This is a genomic window from Planococcus sp. NCCP-2050, assembly GCF_023708025.1.
In the GTDB taxonomy this organism is placed as follows: domain Bacteria; phylum Bacillota; class Bacilli; order Bacillales_A; family Planococcaceae; genus Planococcus.
In genome coordinates this window covers 141,611-157,676 of the sequence record NZ_BRCX01000002.1, presented here as the reverse complement: position 1 = coordinate 157,676, position 16,066 = coordinate 141,611, and the positions used below count along the sequence as shown (strand labels likewise).

16 protein-coding genes are annotated in these 16,066 nt (G+C 44.7%); 12 read left to right on the top strand and 4 right to left on the bottom strand.

Annotated features, from left to right (window positions below; translation table 11 throughout):
- Positions 1-9: 9 nt before the first annotated feature.
- The 3 genes from NFU07_RS10065 to NFU07_RS10055 are packed head-to-tail and all read left to right on the top strand — an operon-like array spanning position 10 to position 2,380.
- Positions 10-1,149 carry a PstS family phosphate ABC transporter substrate-binding protein gene (locus NFU07_RS10065; RefSeq protein ID WP_251477620.1) on the top strand — a complete coding sequence of 380 codons (1,140 nt, stop codon included), beginning with the start codon at positions 10-12 and terminating at the stop codon, positions 1,147-1,149.
- 50 nt (positions 1,150-1,199) lie between these two features.
- Complete coding sequence (locus NFU07_RS10060; RefSeq protein ID WP_251477616.1) at positions 1,200-1,367, top strand: hypothetical protein; 168 nt, start codon at positions 1,200-1,202, stop codon at positions 1,365-1,367.
- 56 nt (positions 1,368-1,423) lie between these two features.
- Entirely contained in the window at positions 1,424-2,380 is a 957-nt protein-coding gene (locus NFU07_RS10055; protein WP_251477613.1) for a magnesium transporter CorA family protein, read from the top strand.
- Positions 2,381-2,416: 36 nt separating this feature from the next.
- Here NFU07_RS10055 and NFU07_RS10050 read toward each other — a convergent pair whose 3' ends face one another.
- Entirely contained in the window at positions 2,417-2,725 is a 309-nt protein-coding gene (locus NFU07_RS10050; protein ID WP_251477611.1) for a hypothetical protein, read from the bottom strand.
- 179 nt (positions 2,726-2,904) lie between these two features.
- Between NFU07_RS10050 and NFU07_RS10045 the strand changes: the two genes are divergently transcribed.
- Entirely contained in the window at positions 2,905-3,042 is a 138-nt protein-coding gene (locus tag NFU07_RS10045; RefSeq protein WP_251477608.1) for a hypothetical protein, read from the top strand.
- A gap of 96 nt (positions 3,043-3,138) precedes the next feature.
- Positions 3,139-4,779 (top strand): ribosomal protection-like ABC-F family protein, encoded by a 1,641-nt coding sequence (abc-f, locus tag NFU07_RS10040; RefSeq protein ID WP_251477605.1) that lies wholly within the window; start codon positions 3,139-3,141, stop codon positions 4,777-4,779.
- Positions 4,780-4,827: 48 nt separating this feature from the next.
- On the opposite strand, the gene NFU07_RS10035 is transcribed toward abc-f, so the two are convergent.
- Complete coding sequence (locus NFU07_RS10035) at positions 4,828-5,151, bottom strand: winged helix-turn-helix transcriptional regulator (protein WP_251477602.1); 324 nt, start codon at positions 5,149-5,151, stop codon at positions 4,828-4,830.
- Between the two features lie 128 nt (positions 5,152-5,279).
- Between NFU07_RS10035 and NFU07_RS10030 the strand changes: the two genes are divergently transcribed.
- Entirely contained in the window at positions 5,280-6,131 is an 852-nt protein-coding gene (locus tag NFU07_RS10030) for a VOC family protein (RefSeq protein WP_235198075.1), read from the top strand.
- Between the two features lie 61 nt (positions 6,132-6,192).
- Here NFU07_RS10030 and NFU07_RS10025 read toward each other — a convergent pair whose 3' ends face one another.
- A complete protein-coding gene (locus NFU07_RS10025; RefSeq protein ID WP_251477598.1) occupies positions 6,193-6,480 on the bottom strand; it encodes a hypothetical protein in 288 nt (95 codons plus the stop codon).
- A 128-nt stretch (positions 6,481-6,608) separates the two neighbouring features.
- Between NFU07_RS10025 and NFU07_RS10020 the strand changes: the two genes are divergently transcribed.
- The 3 genes from NFU07_RS10020 (at position 6,609) to NFU07_RS10010 (ending at position 10,714) form a co-directional block, all read left to right on the top strand.
- Positions 6,609-7,685, top strand: a complete 1,077-nt coding sequence (locus NFU07_RS10020; protein WP_251477595.1) for an NAD(P)H-dependent flavin oxidoreductase — start codon at positions 6,609-6,611, stop codon at positions 7,683-7,685.
- Between the two features lie 113 nt (positions 7,686-7,798).
- Positions 7,799-9,478, top strand: coding sequence for a hypothetical protein (locus tag NFU07_RS10015; protein ID WP_251477592.1), 1,680 nt, complete (start codon positions 7,799-7,801; stop codon positions 9,476-9,478).
- Positions 9,479-9,586: 108 nt separating this feature from the next.
- Positions 9,587-10,714 carry a CAP domain-containing protein gene (locus NFU07_RS10010; RefSeq protein ID WP_251477589.1) on the top strand — a complete coding sequence of 376 codons (1,128 nt, stop codon included), beginning with the start codon at positions 9,587-9,589 and terminating at the stop codon, positions 10,712-10,714.
- Between the two features lie 63 nt (positions 10,715-10,777).
- Here the strand turns inward: NFU07_RS10010 and NFU07_RS10005 are convergent, their stop codons facing one another.
- Entirely contained in the window at positions 10,778-11,608 is an 831-nt protein-coding gene (locus NFU07_RS10005; RefSeq protein WP_251477586.1) for an undecaprenyl-diphosphate phosphatase, read from the bottom strand.
- Between the two features lie 140 nt (positions 11,609-11,748).
- On the opposite strand from NFU07_RS10005, the gene NFU07_RS10000 reads away from it, so the two are divergent.
- The 3 genes from NFU07_RS10000 (at position 11,749) to NFU07_RS09990 (ending at position 16,021) form a co-directional block, all read left to right on the top strand.
- Complete coding sequence (locus NFU07_RS10000; protein WP_251477584.1) at positions 11,749-12,828, top strand: AI-2E family transporter; 1,080 nt, start codon at positions 11,749-11,751, stop codon at positions 12,826-12,828.
- A 112-nt stretch (positions 12,829-12,940) separates the two neighbouring features.
- The gene (locus tag NFU07_RS09995) at positions 12,941-13,393 is read left to right on the top strand and encodes a MarR family winged helix-turn-helix transcriptional regulator (RefSeq protein WP_251477578.1); all 453 of its coding nucleotides are present in this window, start codon (positions 12,941-12,943) and stop codon (positions 13,391-13,393) included.
- A complete protein-coding gene (locus tag NFU07_RS09990; RefSeq protein ID WP_251477575.1) occupies positions 13,394-16,021 on the top strand; it encodes an MMPL family transporter in 2,628 nt (875 codons plus the stop codon).
- The last annotated feature ends 45 nt before the right edge of the window (positions 16,022-16,066 follow it).

The window sequence follows — 16,066 nt, the reverse complement described above, 5'->3', positions numbered from 1 at the left end:
GGAGACTATATGAACGCATTTGTGAAATTACTTATTACTTTATTAGCAGTCGCTGCCATGTTAGCGGTCTTTGTTTTTGGCGGCATCTATGTATTAAATACAGGGGAAGAAAAGCTGCTCGTGCTTTTAGGAGCGATTATCGTTTCAATGATGATTTTGCTTATTTATATTTTAGAACGCGGCAATGGCAAGAAAACGGCGATATGGATATCGCTCTGTTTACTTGTAGGGATAGGGTTTGCAGCTCCATATTATTACAAAGAAAGTTTTGCGAAAGTCGATGATTCAGAAGTGGATCTTTTTGTTTATGAGCCTTTTAAGGAAAATGAGAAGCTGGCTAGGCTGGACAGCAAAGCTTCTTTTGCTATTGAAGGGGAGCTTCCCATTCTAGACGGTGCAACGGCGCTTTATCCGTTATTTGCAGCATTCGCTGAAGCGACTTATCCGAAAGGGGTGTATGAACCTTACAGAGGACCAGTTGCTACGACCACCACTCCTTCCGCTTATAGCCGCTTGATTAAAGGGAATGCAGACGTCATTTTTGCAGCAGAGCCTTCAAGCGGCCAGCTGCAGGAAGCAAAAGAAGCAGGTGTGGAATTGAAGTTAACGCCGATTGGGCGTGAAGCTTTCGTATTCTTTGTTAATTCCCGCAATAAGATAAGTGATTTGTCGAGTGAAGACATCCGCGGAATCTATTCCGGGGATATCGAGAATTGGAAAGAACTCGGCGGGAAGAACGATGAAATCAGGCCATTTCAGCGTCCGGAAGACAGCGGCAGCCAGACGATGTTCATCAAATTCATGGGAGATACTGAAATTGAAAAACCTGAAACAGAAGACCTCGCCGGCGGAATGGGCGGCATTATCGAAGAAGTGGCGAGCTACCGGAATTATAAAAATGCAATCGGCTATACGTTCCGGTTCTACTCCACTGAAATGGTCAAGAACGACAAAATCAAGCTGCTGTCGATTGATGGAATGGAACCAAGCATTGAAAACATCCGCTCGAGCGACTATCCGTTAGCCTCGGAATTTTATGCCATTACTGCCGGCAGTGAAAATCCGAATGTCGAGCCGTTCCTTGAATGGATTCTTTCTGACGAAGGTCAAAAGTTAGTTGAAGATACCGGGTTCGTCCCGGTTAAGTGAGGATTAAAAAATGCAGGAAAGGGTATTTAAGGGGATAGGGAGGGATGGTTATGAAAAAGGATAAGCATGGCCATGAAGGAGAAGAATTGCTTCCGGAAGTGGAACCGCGCCGTAATATGCCAGATGAAAAAACCTTAGACCCTATGCCTGACCGCGACCTGGAATACGAAGAAAACTCAAATGAAAAGTACAGAGACAATACAAGCGAACAAGATTGAACAAGCCGAACCTGGCTTGTTTTTTAGTATAGGGAAAATGCCAAGGAGGGGTTCCAATGCCTCAATATAACTTTAAACATGCTATTTGGAAAGAAGAAGCGAATATTACAGATGAAGAGTTTCAACAACATTTGCCGAAAAGCCATAAAATGCGGAGATGGATAAAGGATTCCCAAAATTTAACCGTCAATATTTTGCATATGGAAACATCGGTTCCAGGTTCCGAAGTGATCTGGGGATCGCTAATTTACCGGCAAAATGCTGAGAAAAAGCATGACATACAAGCTTTTCATTTTTTCTTGTCCACCGATTTCTTGTTGACCAGTAAATTGGACTTTGAATCGGACGAAGATTTAAAGAGAGAGCCGCTGCTTGAGCAGATGGAATCAGCATCTTCCGCTGTTGAACTGATGATGATCATTCTTGGGCATATGGTGAGCTCTATTTTACATAAGATTGATGTATTCGAAGAACAATTGCGCAACCTGTTATGGGAAATCCGGGAGAAGAACGACCGCAGCACTTTGAATAAAATTGAAACCTTAAGGCATCGTATTTTGCTGTGGAAAAATTTGGTTCTCGGTTTCAAAGAAATAAAGATGGCAATCCCTGAAACATTTGGGAAAGAAGTAGAGGATGGGATTGAATTTAGACGGACATCCATGAGGATTGACCGCTGCTGGATGCTAGTCAATTCTTACAAAGATGAGATCAACAATATGGTCGATATGGAAAATGTCGTAGCCAACTACAGAGGAAACGAAATCATGAAAACCTTAACGGTACTGACCACTTTGTTCACTCCCGTCATGGCCTTCGGCGCTTTGTGGGGGATGAACTTCGATCATATGCCTGAATTGAAGTGGACTTACAGTTATTTGGGTTCGCTTCTCTTAATCATCGGTTCAACCCTCTTCATGTACTGGTATCTGAGAAAACGCGGGTGGACGGGCGATATCCTCAAATCCCTCAGCAATAAAACGGAACGAAACAAGGAACGGACGGACCGCTAGTCAGGTCCGTCCGTTTTTTTAGGCTTTCTAAATCTCTCAATATTTCGGCTTGTCTTTTTCCAGTTCCGCCAATAATTCAGCGTAACGCTGCAAATCCTGATCTCCGTGCTTATCGATATAGGACATGATTAAGGTCTTCAATTCTTTTCGCTGGCGCTCGACCGTTACGAGCTTTTCTTTCAACGACTGCCTTCTCCACATTTCAGCGTCCTTCACATCGTCCATTTTCTCGAACATATCAATTTCAGCGAGTAAAACGAGTGCCTCGTTCTTTTTATCCTCGTACTTCTTCAATGCTTTTTCCACTTTTTTTGTGTCATTTTCAAAAGTCATCCTCGAATACATTGACAAAGTCTCCACCGCCTTCCTCTCAACTTGTTCTTAAAAATCTTTTCCCTAACTATTCCTCATTTATACCCGAAAACCCTTTTATTTTTGAATAAAGTATAAAGATTCTGACTTTTTATTGACGTATTTTTGTGTTTCCATTATGATAAAAGAAATGAACGAAGGAGGTGGGTATGATGAATCAAACTGGTAAGCGCATGACAGAATGTCAAGAATATCTTTATATTCTGCATGGCGTTACTTTCACTTCAGCAGCTGTACGGGATAAGTCTGTCTTTTTTCAGGCAACTGCATGGAATGAAATAAACCAGTGAGAGACATCTGCCTACAAACGGATTTTGTAAAAAGGCATGCGTCTTCGCATGCCTTTTTGTTTTGCGCGCGTCTCTCGGAACGAAAGGGAGAGAACAATGATTATTAGTCAATTTCAACAACTCATGTGCCATTTTGCGACTCAAAAATTATTTAACCAAATTAAAGGGGATATAGCGGAAGGCCAGCGGATCGGATTGGTCGGGCGCAACGGGGAAGGAAAGACGACCCTATTAAATATATTAGCCGGAGAGCTGCAGCCGACTGAAGGGGCTGTAACCTGGAAGAAAGGCTGCGGGATTGGGCTGTTAAAACAATCTCCGGAAGAACAAGAGGACTGGACGGTAGCGGAACTTTTGAAGACGGCTTTTTCCGGGCTTGTCCGGATTCAGGAAAAGCTGGAAGCAATGGAAACGCAGATGGCTTCCGCTGCCCCAGAAGAGATGGAGCGCTTGCTTGCCCGCTACGGCACGATGCAAGAAGATTTCATCCAACGTGGAGGATACGAAATTGAAGCACGCATCGATCAAGTCTTGAACGGCTTGAAAATCAAAGCTTTGAAGTTTGAAGAATGGGGCCATTTAAGCGGAGGCGAACGGACAAAAGTCGGCTTGGCAAAGTTATTGCTGCAAGAACCTGACCTTCTGCTCCTTGATGAACCGACGAACCATTTGGATCTCGAAGCGATTGAATGGCTCGGAGCATTTATTAGCCACTACAAAGGCACAATTGTGCTCGTATCGCATGACCGCTATTTCTTAGATGAAGCTGTCACTCATATTTGGGAACTGGACCAGGGTGACCTTATCCAGTACAAAGGAAATTATTCTGCATATGTTAAAGAGCGGGAAGCGCGCTTGCTGATTGAATTCCAGCAGTACCAAGACCAGCAGAAAAAGATCAAGAAAATGAAAGATACGGTCAAACGGCTGAAAGAATGGGCGAACCGGGCCAATCCGCCGAATGCCGGCATGCACAGACAAGCGAAAAGCATTGAAAAGGCGATTGCCCGAATCGAATTGCTTGATCGTCCTGTACTGGCTAAAAAACAGATGGCGCTCGGTTTTCAGATGGCCGAGCGGAGCGGCAAAGACGTTATTCGCGTTGAAGAGGTATGGAAAGAATTCGGCGACAGAACGCTCTTTCAAGACGTGAATATGCACATCCGTTTTGGCGAGAGAGTCGCGATTGTCGGTTCGAACGGTACGGGGAAATCTACGCTATTGAATATGATCCTGGGTCAAGGCGAACCGGATGCCGGGGAGATCAAGCTTGGCAGCGGTGTATCGATCGGCTACCTTTCCCAGCACACGCTTGAAATGGATAATAACCGGACCGTAATCGAAGAGTTTCGGGACGCCATTGCCGTTTCTGAGTATGATGCGCGTCCGATGCTGGCGAAATTTCTGTTTTTTGGAAACATGGTCTTCCAGCCGGTTCGCCAATTGAGCGGCGGAGAAAGAATGCGCCTCAGATTGGCGCAGCTGATGCATATGAACCATAATCTCTTGATTTTGGACGAACCGACCAATCATTTGGATTTGGAAGCAAAAGAAGTCATGGAAGAAGCCCTTTCAGAATTTCCGGGAACCATTATTTCGGTTTCTCACGACCGTTATTTCCTGGATAAAATTTTCCCGGTCACTTATTGGATCCGCGACAAGGCGATGGAACGATTTGACGGGAATTACTCTTTTGCCCGGGAAAAAAAGAATGCAATCAGTATGGCGACGAAGTAATAGGAGAATAAAAGTAAAACAGCTTATCCTCTGAAAGGATAAGCTGTTTTATTTGGTTTTTATGGGGTCAACCCATACTTGAGACCAGTTTTGGATTTCGTCCATGACTGGTTTTAATGAAAAGCCTTTTTCAGTTAACTCATATTCAATCCGTACTGGCGTTTCCGGATAGACAGTTCGCGTCACAATTCCTTGTGCTTCTAAATTTTTTAAGCGTTCGGATAGGAGGCGGCCGCTAATGCCGATTACATCAGTTAAATGGCTGAATCGTTGAGGCCCTGCTAAAAGTTGATAGATAATCAAGCCGGTCCAGCGTTGGCTTAAAAGAGAAATAGCACTTTCAAACCGGGGACAAATGACAGCAGTATCCATATCAATCACTCCTTTTTTATATCATAGCATAATTATGCTGTGGAGCAAAAGAATTAAGTTACTTGACATATAATAGTTCTCTTTATATAATTGGTTACATAAAGTAACTAAAGAAAGAGGGATTAGCTATGAACTTTCATCAAAAGCCTGTCACTTATGTAGGCGAAGTCGGATTAAAAGTAATGGACCTGGAAGGAATGGTCCAATTTTATACAGAAACAATCGGTTTTGAATTGCTTTCTAAAAGCGATACAACAGCTGCTTTAGGAATAGAAGGCAAAACTTTATTGAACTTGGAGACTTTTGAAGGCGTAGAACCGAAAACTGGGCGTTATGCCGGTTTGTATCATTTTGCCATTCTCTTGCCGAGCCGGAAAGAGCTGGGGAAAATTTTGGTTCATCTTCACAACAATGGGGTTCGCCTCGGTTCGTCGGATCATTTGGTAAGCGAAGCATTGTACTTATCTGATCCGGAAGGGAACGGGATTGAAATCTACCGGGACCGCGAACCTGAACAATGGGACTGGGACGGCGAAGAGGTTAAAATGGCGGTGGATCCTTTAGATGCTCAAGGTGTCGTACAAGCGGCCATCGATTCAGGAGAAGTGTGGACAGGCATGCCGGCGGATACGGTCATGGGGCATATCCATCTCCACATTTCCAATATGGCACAGACGCAGAAGTTTTATGTGGATGGACTAGGATTTGAAGTGCTCACTTCAATGGGTGCGCAAGCGATGTTCTTAGGAGACCAAAAATACCACCATCATATTGGCGTAAACGTATGGAATGGTGTCGGAATTCCCGCTCTTCCTGAAAAAACGGCAGGGCTGCATTATTACACATTGGTCATGGCAGATGAAGCCAAGCAAGCAGAAGTTGCTGCACGCCTTCAGCAATTGGGGGCAAAAGTGGAAAATCGCGGAGATTATATGGAAACCCAAGACCCAGCAGGAAATTGGATCCGTTTAGTCGTTTAATCTAAAACAAGGAGCTGTCCAATCAGTCTTATTTGACTGATTGGATAGCTCCTTTTTGTCATTATGGAGTTGCTTGGCCGCAGCTTTCTGCCAAATTCATATAGTTTGATTCATCACTGGCCACCATCGCTTTTAATGGAGCAGCTTCGGCTACAGAATTGGTTTCCAGTTCGCCTATATCTTGAATCGTATCATTTTCGGTGGAGTGGTTTTCACGCGTTTCCATATATGCGTACATTCTTTCCTGGATATTCATTTCTTCCAATGGATTGCCGTAGAAAGATAAGAGGATCAGTCCAAATGCCCCGACGATTAAAGTAATGCCTAAAAGGGAAAGAAACCCTTTCATAATAACCCCCGCTTTCTTTTGTTGCTTCTTAGTAATCTTTAACGTATTTTCTGTTTAAAAGTTCCCGATTGCGCAATAATGTAAGATAAACGATGTTTTTTAAAAGGAAACCGCAAGGAGGAGAAGGCATGCTTACATTGAAAACAGAAATTTGCAAACTGTTCAACATTCAATACCCCGTTATTCAAGCGGGTATGGCTGGCGGGCCGACGACTGTAGAATTGGTCACGGCTGTTAGTGAGGCAGGCGGACTTGGAACTTTAGGCGCCGCCTATCTCGCTCCGGAGGATTTGCGAAAAGCCATCCGGCAAATAAAAGAACGGACCAGCCAACCGTTTGCGGTGAATATTTTCTCTGAAAGCTCAGAAGATGATTATAGCCGTCTCGCTGAAGTGCAGCAAGTTTTAAATCCTTTTCGAAAAGAATTGGGGATTGAAGAAATACCGGCGGCCTACAATTCTCCGAATTGGAGCCGGCAGCAATTTGAAGTTTGCCTTGAACTGCAAGTGCCGATTATTAGTACAGCATTCGGGTGCTTGCCTACTGAACAAGCGATCATGGCAAAAGAACAGGGCATCAAGTTAATTGCAATGGCAACCACAGTACGGGAAGCAATCCAAGCAGAGAAGGCGGGAGTTGATGCCATTGTTGCGCAAGGCAGTGAAGCGGGCGGACATAGGGGCACCTTTTCGCTTGAAGAACATCCGATGGGGGCGTTGGTCGGCACCATGTCATTGGTGCCTCAGATCACAGATGCTGTGAAAGTTCCGGTGATTGCAGCAGGTGGAATTGCGGATGGCCGTGGACTTATTGCTTCGCTCGCGCTTGGAGCGAAAGGGGTCCAGATTGGAACCCGCTTTTTGCTGGCAACTGAATCCGGTGCGCATAACGCCTATAAGCAGGCTATCGCCGAGAGCACAGAAGAAAGCACAGTGATTACAAAAAGCTTTTCCGGCAGGCCGGCGAGAGGATTGCGAAACCGCTTTATCACCGAGTTTGAGAAAGTGGGCATCGCGCCACTGCCTTTTCCTTCTCAAAATACTGCCACCAAAGATATTCGTGCGGCAGCAGCGAAGCAAGGAAATAGCGAGTTTATGTCTTTATGGGCTGGACAATCAACCCGGATGCTGGAAAATGGACAAAGCGCCAAGGAAATTATCGATTCAATCATAGAAAGCGCAGAAGCGCTCTTTAAATCGGAATAAGTTTTGTTTTGGCGGCTGAGCCTATCGGCCGCTTTTTGTTTGGTTGAAACTTTTGAATGAGTGAATCGTATAAAAGGTATCAAGAAATCAGCAAGTATAGAGGAGAATTCGTTATGGGAAGTATTTTATTATTTTCAGTGATTGCTGCACTAGCAGCCGCTGTTATTATTGTTCCGTTAACCGGTGCAAAAGGGGAAGGGAAAGAGGGCAAGTCATTAGTGGTGCCGGCCCTTTTGTTTACTGCAGTGATTGGGGCAATCGTCATTGCGCTCGCTTATTATTTCCTCAACCTTGACCGGAATTTAACGTCGCTTTGGCCTGTGGCCGCGGTGGCAGCCGGCCTCGGCGCATTGTTTTCAAAAGGGTTGGAACAGAAAGCAAAAAGTGTTTTGTTCGGTGCAGCACTGCTGTTTGCAGCCTATCTATTCGCAGCGCCGCTCTTGAATGCAGATGAGAAATTTAAAATGGTGGAGATGGATGAGGAAGTGGAAATCGAAGCATTTGATGAAACACAGACTCCAGCCAGCGTGCCGCCAAAATTTGCACGGAATAAGATGAAGAAAGCATTTGGGCAAGTGCCGAATACGAGCTACTATGAATTGGGTCAGCTGCAAGTACAGAAAGTGAACGAAGAATTCGTTTATATTGCACCAGTCGAATTTTCCGGTTTCTTTAAATGGTGGAACGCAGATGTCACACCCGGTTATTTCACTATGAGTGCGACAGATGCATCAGCTAATCCGAAATTCATCCAATCTGAAATGAGCTATACTCCTTCTTCTTATTTCAATAAAAACATCGAGCGCCATATGCGTTTGGAAAATCCGGAAGCGATTTTCTACGGAGAGGTTCAATTGGAAGTGGACGACGATGGCAAGCCATACTACATCCGGTCATACGGTGATTTCGTCACTGCTAGAAACGGTTTTGATGTGAAAGGGATTGTCGCAATCGATCCATCTTCCGGAGAAAGCATTACGTATAAACTGGAAGACGTACCGGCATTTATCGATGGAGCCGTTTCGCCGGAATCGGTGAGTTTGGAGAACAGCTACTATGGGAATTACGTGCACGGTTTCTGGAACAGCAAATTCGGCAAAAAAGACGTGAAGCTTCCTTCGGATGAAGGCACAGAAGCGAATGTCAGTCCGATTTTTGACGCGGATGGCGAGATGTATTATTTCACCGATTTCACAAGCCCGAAAGAAGGCGTGGATTCAATGCTGGGCTATTCATTGACAAATGCCCGCAGCGGGGAATCGACTTATTTCACGGGAAGCCTGGAAGATTCCTATATGGACTCGCAAGGGAATTTGCAAATCATTGAAAAGCAATTTATCGAGAAGGAATGGTCTGGTGAAATGCCGGTCCTCTATAACTTCTACGGGGAAGCGAGCTGGTTGACGCCTGTTCTCGATTCGAACGGCTTCCTTCAAAACTATTTTATCGTTTCAGCAGCAAATCCGGAGATCTCCGTTTACGCAGGAACGCCAAATGAGGCATTGAAACTCTATAAGACAGCGCTGCAAAGAGGCGGCAGTACAGTAGACGGAAGTTCTGAAGCGGAAGAAGCAAAAACTTCTGGAGTAGTAGAGCGGGTATTTAAAGAACGGGTCGGGGATTTCACTTCCGTTTCGTTCTTGCTTGAAGATGGAACCAACTACATCGTCTCTTCTGAAAATGTGCCGCTAGCCATCTATTTGCAGGAAAATGACCAAGTGAATATGACTTATTTCCGGACAGGCGATATCTTCCTGCCCGTGAAGGAATTGGTGATTGAAGGGGTCAATTGATTGAACGGAAAGCCTTTTGCGAATGCAAAGAGGCTTTTCTTTTTCAAGAAATTCTTTTTGCTTTATTGAATAGGGATTTGCGATTAAACTGATGGAGAGGTGATGCGCGTGCGAAAAGTTTTTTGGTTGGTTGTCTTGCTGGTGCTTCTTTTTTTCGCACGGCCGTTGTGGGAAGAAAAAGCCAGTGAGTATGTGGATGTAAGTTTTTTAGAATCGATTGATGAAATGATTGAGCAAGTGGCCGGAAATCCTTCCATTACGAAAGCGGTCGATCAAGCAAAAGAATTCACCGCGGATATCGGCGGGCAATTGCAGACGTTTGTCGGCCAAAGTTCGGCAGAGATGCCAGAACAAGTCGACAAGCCGGAGCTTGAGGGAACCGAGTCCTTAGTTGCAATCCATAATATTACGCTTGGAATGTCTAAAGAAGAGGCCCAAGCGGTAGTTGGGTTGCCGCTTCGCTTGATGCGAAACGAGTACGGCACGGATTGGCATAGCTACCATCAAGATTATCAAAATTATATGCTGCTTTCTTATAACGATAAAGGCCAAGTAAATGGCATGTTTACCAACCAGGATCTGATTTCTTCAACAAAAGGGATCACAATGGCCTCTAACCGGGAAGCGGTCAGAGCCGCTTTTGGAAAACCGTTGAAAAGCCTTCAAAAAGGAAATGTGCAATACATTCTTGATACACGGAACGAGTACGATATGTTCAAGGTCAATAATCTCTATATTACGGTTTTTTATGATATCCATGAAGAAAATACGGTGACCGCCATACAAGTAATTGATGAGAAACTAGAGGCAAAGCGTTCCGGCATTTACGCGGAGCCTGATAAGGAATTGAAAGAAGGCTATGAGTTTTTGCTATTCGAATTGACGAACTCAGCTCGCATCCAACGGGAACTTCCTCTATTGAAATGGGATGAAACTGCACGTGGAACAGGGCGCAAACATAGTCAGGACATGGCAGACAATGATTATTTCAGCCATACCAATTTGGCTGGAGAGTCGCCGTTTGACCGGATGGGCGATGATGGCATCACGTTCTTTGTAGCAGGCGAAAATCTGGCTTATGGGCAGTATAACAGCATTTTTGCCCATGAAGGCTTAATGAATTCAGCCGGGCACCGGGAAAATATCGTGAAACGGGATTTCGGCTATTTAGGAGTAGGCGTTGCCTATAATGATGAAAACCAGCCCTATTACACAGAAAACTTTTTTAACCGGTAGCTTTTTAGAAAGTTTCTATATACAAATGAAAAACAGCATCCGCGAATGGCGGATGCTGTTTTTTTAGTTCATCAAATACCAAGCCAGTATGACAAGTGGTCCGACAATGAAGCAGTAGATAGCAAAATATTTCAGCTGTCCTTTTGCCATAATGTTCATAAACCATTTCAACGAGAAATAGGAAGCCACAAGGGAACCAAGAAAAGCCACTGTATAAGGGATGGCCATTTGAGCCAAGTTGCTGTCGTTCAAAATATCTGTAAAGCTAAGCACAGCCCCTCCCAAACTGACAGGGATAAACAAAAGGAAAGAAAAGCGCAAAGCAGTCTCCTGATTAATGCCTCTTGCCATCGCTGCCACGATCGTTGCACCGCTTCGGCTGATTCCTGGAATTAATGCTACAGCCTGGGCACAGCCGATGATGATGGCATCCTTCATCGTCATATTGCCATCCTTACGCTGTCCGCGCATGTTGCGGATTAGCCATAAGCCGACACCGGTAACGATGAGCGTGACACCGACTGTAACGATAGTGGAGAGATTTTCGTCGATTTGGTCTTGGAAAAGAACACCTACTAAGCCTGCTGGAATAGTAGCGACTACTAAATACACAACAAACATGAAGTCGCGTTTCGTTTCTTCATTTTTCACGTTGAAATAACGAAGCCCGTTAATAATCAGCCGTTTAATATCCTTACGGTAAATGATCAGGACAGCGATCAATGACGCACTGTTTACTAAAAGAGCAAATGTCGAGTTGCTGCCTTCAATTTCCACATCCAAAAAGTATTGGGCAATCAGAAGATGCCCGCTTGAAGAGATGGGAATCGGCTCGGTTAAACCTTGAAAAAGCCCGAGCAATAAAAACTTAATGGTTAGCCATAATTGTTCCATAAAATAAGTCCTCCAAAAATTTCATCATTAACCCATTATACGGGACGCATGGCAGTTCGAAAAGTTCGGCCGCACAGAAATATAAATGATATTTCATGGTAAACTGGGTATACACGATAGAAGAAAGGAAGTGAATCGCTTTGACCAATAAATTATGGTTTCAAGTAGGCATTGGAATTATATTAACTTTAGTAATCATACGATTATTCATTGAAGTCCAAGCTATATTTGATCCGTTGTTCATTATTGCACAAACCGTATTTGTACCGCTATTGCTTGGGGGAGTCCTATTCTACTTGAGCCGCCCAATTCTGCATTTTTTAGAAAAGAGAAAATTTCCTCGATGGGCCGGAGTCATTACCATTATTCTATTAATCGTTCTCGTATTTTATCTGTTTTATGCGATGATCGGTCCAATGGTGACGAAACAAGTAAATTCCTTGGTTGATAACGCACCTGCAATCATCGAAGATGTAGAAGATTACGGCATGTACCTATTCAATCAACGGGATCGATTGCCAGATTCCATTGAGGAGCAGATCAACGGACTGCAAGGACGCGTTGGAGAATTTGCCAGCAATATCGGCGGCTGGGTCATTTCGTTCTTAGCGAGTTTTGTATCCGGTGTCGTTACCCTTGTGCTCGTTCCGTTTTTCTTAATCTATCTTCTTTTAGATCATCAGAAATTCGCGCCGTTTGTAGCCGGATTCTTTAAAGGAGAGCGCAAAACCTGGATTCGAAAAACTTTGAGTGATGTGGATGAAACGCTGCAAGCCTATATTCAAGGACAGCTGTTCGTCAGTTTCCTTGTTGGGGTGATGCTGTTGATCGGCTATCTGATCATTGGCTTGGATTACGCATTATTGTTGGCATTAATTGGCATGTTCACCAATGTCATTCCGTTTTTAGGGCCATATATTGCGGTCATTCCTGCCATCATCATAGCGCTCGTGCAAGATCCGATCATGGCCGTTTACGTAGCCATTATCATGCTCATTGCCCAGCAGATTGAGAGCAACCTCATTACACCGAATGTCATGGGGAAATCGCTGGATGTCCATCCATTGACTGTCATTACCTTGATTTTAGCGGCGGGAAATATTGCCGGATTATGGGGCATCATCCTAGCTATCCCGGTATATGCAGTTATTAAGACGATCGCTAAAAACGTTTATGCGCGCAGACAGGAAATCCGTCATACCGCCACAAAAGAAGTTTAAAGAAATCCCAGTCGGCCACCCGTGCCTGCTGGGATTTTTTTGTGTAGCGTATTGCTTGACTCTGATTAGTTCACCCCCTAAACTAGTGATATTGGTTTAGGGGGTGAACTAGTTGGATGACCGAATAAAAGAGGCCGTTGATCTTTTCCAGGAAGTGATGTTTTATGGAACGGAAAAAGTCATCAAAGGCGTAGATAATCCGCTTTGGAAAGAGTATTCCCCGGAACAGATGCAGATGCTGAAGTTGATTGGCAAAGAAGGGAAGATTACTTCCAGCCGGCTTGCGGTCTTGCAGTCCGTACATAAAAGTGCGATTTCCAACAGGATCAAAAAATTGCTGCAAAAAGAAGTGATCCGGATTGTTCAGGAAGATCAGCAAGATCGAAGAGAGAAGTTTATTGAACTGACAGACAAGGGAAAAGAGATTCTTATGAAGTCGGATAAAGCAGTGACCGAGTATATTGAGAACCTTTTAGCGCGCAATATCGAAGACGAGGAAATCGAACAATTTCTGTCGTTTTTCCGGAAATTGAGCCATATTATCAAAATGGATGGAGTGGAATAAATGAAAACGGTATTGAAACTGAAATGGCCGATCACGATTGCCATGATCGTGTTGACGGTCGCTTTGTTTTTACTGGCTCCCAATTTAACGGAGCAGGCAGAAGAAGCAGGGTCTTTCCAGCTTTCTGAAGAAGCCTCTTCCCAATTGGCAGCTACGATCTTATCAGACGCTGGAGCCGCGGAACAAACGATTTCCCTAGTCATTGAACTTGAAGATGATTTAGACGAAAGCATGAAGGAATCCCTTTCTTCCCTTGCTTCAGAAGTGGAAGCTTTAGGGGATCCGATTACGAGTGTGTTAAATCCTGTTGAAAGCCCTGAACTGGAAGAGCAATTGATTTCAGAAAACGGGCAAACGGTCTTGATCCCAGTCACAGTCGATGGAACAGATGAAGAAGTGAACAAAGTAGCGGATGAAATTCGCGAATCCATCCTTCCTGACGATATGACTGCTTATATTACAGGTGAAGCGATTATCAATAACGACGTGAATATCAGCGCACAGGAAGGGTTGAAACGGACAGAAGTCATCACGGTCGTATTGATATTCGGCCTCTTGCTTGCAGTGTTCCGTTCAATCGTAACACCGTTTATACCGCTTATCGCAGTGGGTATTTCTTATCTGTTGAGCCAATCAATTGTGGCCTTTTTCATTGATTGGTTTGGCTTCCCGGTATCAAACTATACGCAGATTTTCCTTGTAGCGATTCTTTTCGGAATCGGGACGGATTACTGTATCTTGCTGCTAAGCCGCTATAAAGAAGAGCTGGCTGCTGGGCATGGGGTCGAAGAATCGATCATCAATACGTATAAGACAGCAGGAAGAACGCTGCTGATCAGCGGAATCGCCGTATTTATCGGTTTCTTCGCTATCGGATTTGCGGAATTCCCGATTTTTAAATCAGCTGTTGCAGTAGCGGTCGGTATTTTCGTTCTGCTGCTCGTATTGTTTACTGTCGTACCGTTCTTTATGTCATTACTAAAAGAGAAATTATTCTGGCCGGCGAAAAAATCGGCTGCCCATAAAGACAGCAATCTTTGGATTGCGATGAGCAAACTGTCGATCAACCGTCCGTTATTGTCGATGCTTGTCGTAGCGGTCATTACTGTTCCGCTATTGTTTACGTATAACAACTCGCTATCGTTTAATACGGTAGACGAAATCGGTTCGGAATACGAATCGGTGAAAGGGCTCCGCGCCATTGAAAAAGGCTTCGGCAAAGGAGATTCCTTGCCGGTGGAAGTTGTTGTTAAATCAGATGAATCGTTAATTAATGAAACGACTGTTCCTTATTTTGAAGCATTGAGCAGAGAAATCGAAAAAGTGGACGGCGTTGAAAACGTTCGTGCCATTACACGCCCTACAGGCGAAGTGATTAATGAATTGTATGTAGATGAACAGCTGGGCTTATTGGCTGATGGATTAACCGAAGCACGCGATGGCCTCGGGGAAGTTCAAGCCGGCCTTACAGAAATCGAAAACGGATTATCCGGCGTCAGTGGCCAAACTGGCGGAGCAGGCGGCTTAGGCGATGCTGCAGCTGGCTTAGCTCAATTGAACGGCCAACTTGGCCAAGTGACGCAAGGGTTGCAGGCAACAGGCAATATCCAGCAAACGGTTGGCGCTTTGTCGCAAATTAGCGGAGGGCTTACGCAAATCCAGCAAGGGCTGGAAGGCGCAGCTGGACAAGCGGGAGAACTCGGTGCAGGCATTTCCCAACTTTCAGAAGGCATTAGCGCTGCGAATGAAGGTTTAGGAGAGATTGAAGCCGGGTTGACAGAAGCCGTCGATATGATGCAGACGATGAGCGATAGTGAAACGGTTCGCGATACAGGCTTGTTCATTCCGGAAGGAACCCTTGAAAGTGAAGATTTTGAACAAGTGATAGACCGCTATGCATTTGCAGATGGGACAGGAGTAACAATGGAGGTCATTTTATCGGATGATCCTTATTCCCATGGAGCCATTGAAACAACGGCTAATATTAAAGACGCGGTAGAACGGAGTGCGAAAAACACGCCGCTCGAAGATACAGAAATTGCGTTTAGCGGAATTTCGAGCATCAACAGCGATCTTCAAGATGTATCTTCAAATGATTTCACCAACACAGTGACAATCATGTTAATCAGCTTGTTCGTGGTATTGGCGATCCTATTCCGTTCGTTGATCATGCCGCTGTACATGATCGGGTCGTTATTATTGACCTATTACACATCCATTTCTATTGCGGAACTGATTTTCGTCAACGGCCTTGGCTATGACGGCATCAGCTGGGCGGTTCCATTCTTCGGCTTCGTCATGCTCGTTGCCCTTGGAGTCGATTACTCGATCTTCCTATTGGACCGTTTCCGCGAAGAGTCATTCAATGGCATCAGCGTTCGCGATGCGATGAGAACTTCCATGGCGAAAATGGGTACGGTCATCATCACCGCTGCCATCATCCTGGCGGGTACATTCGGTGCAATGATGCCGTCCGGCGTCTTGAGCCTCGTGCAGATTGCAACAATCGTTATCACAGGATTGCTATTGTATGGCTTGATTGTGCTGCCACTTCTGATTCCAGCAGTTTCGGTTTCATTCGACCGTGGGGTTTGGTGGCCATTCGGTAATAAACAAAATAAACGCTAAGAGAAAAAGCTGCCTGCGGGCAGCTTTTTTGTTTTTAAATTCAAT

What these genes read in the sequence shown, in the direction of transcription:
- NFU07_RS10035 (WP_251477602.1), bottom strand. Translation starts at nt 5,151, where the DNA reads ATGGATACTGCTGTCATTTGTCCCCGGTTTGAAAGTGCTATTTCTCTT.
- NFU07_RS09990 (WP_251477575.1), top strand. Translation starts at nt 13,394, where the DNA reads ATGAAAACGGTATTGAAACTGAAATGGCCGATCACGATTGCCATGATC.
- NFU07_RS10060 (WP_251477616.1), top strand. Translation starts at nt 1,200, where the DNA reads ATGAAAAAGGATAAGCATGGCCATGAAGGAGAAGAATTGCTTCCGGAA.
- NFU07_RS10005 (WP_251477586.1), bottom strand. Translation starts at nt 11,608, where the DNA reads ATGGAACAATTATGGCTAACCATTAAGTTTTTATTGCTCGGGCTTTTT.
- NFU07_RS10050 (WP_251477611.1), bottom strand. Translation starts at nt 2,725, where the DNA reads ATGTATTCGAGGATGACTTTTGAAAATGACACAAAAAAAGTGGAAAAA.
- NFU07_RS10045 (WP_251477608.1), top strand. Translation starts at nt 2,905, where the DNA reads ATGAATCAAACTGGTAAGCGCATGACAGAATGTCAAGAATATCTTTAT.
- NFU07_RS10065 (WP_251477620.1), top strand. Translation starts at nt 10, where the DNA reads ATGAACGCATTTGTGAAATTACTTATTACTTTATTAGCAGTCGCTGCC.
- NFU07_RS10015 (WP_251477592.1), top strand. Translation starts at nt 7,799, where the DNA reads ATGGGAAGTATTTTATTATTTTCAGTGATTGCTGCACTAGCAGCCGCT.
- NFU07_RS10030 (WP_235198075.1), top strand. Translation starts at nt 5,280, where the DNA reads ATGAACTTTCATCAAAAGCCTGTCACTTATGTAGGCGAAGTCGGATTA.
- NFU07_RS10055 (WP_251477613.1), top strand. Translation starts at nt 1,424, where the DNA reads ATGCCTCAATATAACTTTAAACATGCTATTTGGAAAGAAGAAGCGAAT.
- NFU07_RS10025 (WP_251477598.1), bottom strand. Translation starts at nt 6,480, where the DNA reads ATGAAAGGGTTTCTTTCCCTTTTAGGCATTACTTTAATCGTCGGGGCA.
- abc-f (WP_251477605.1), top strand. Translation starts at nt 3,139, where the DNA reads ATGATTATTAGTCAATTTCAACAACTCATGTGCCATTTTGCGACTCAA.
- NFU07_RS10020 (WP_251477595.1), top strand. Translation starts at nt 6,609, where the DNA reads ATGCTTACATTGAAAACAGAAATTTGCAAACTGTTCAACATTCAATAC.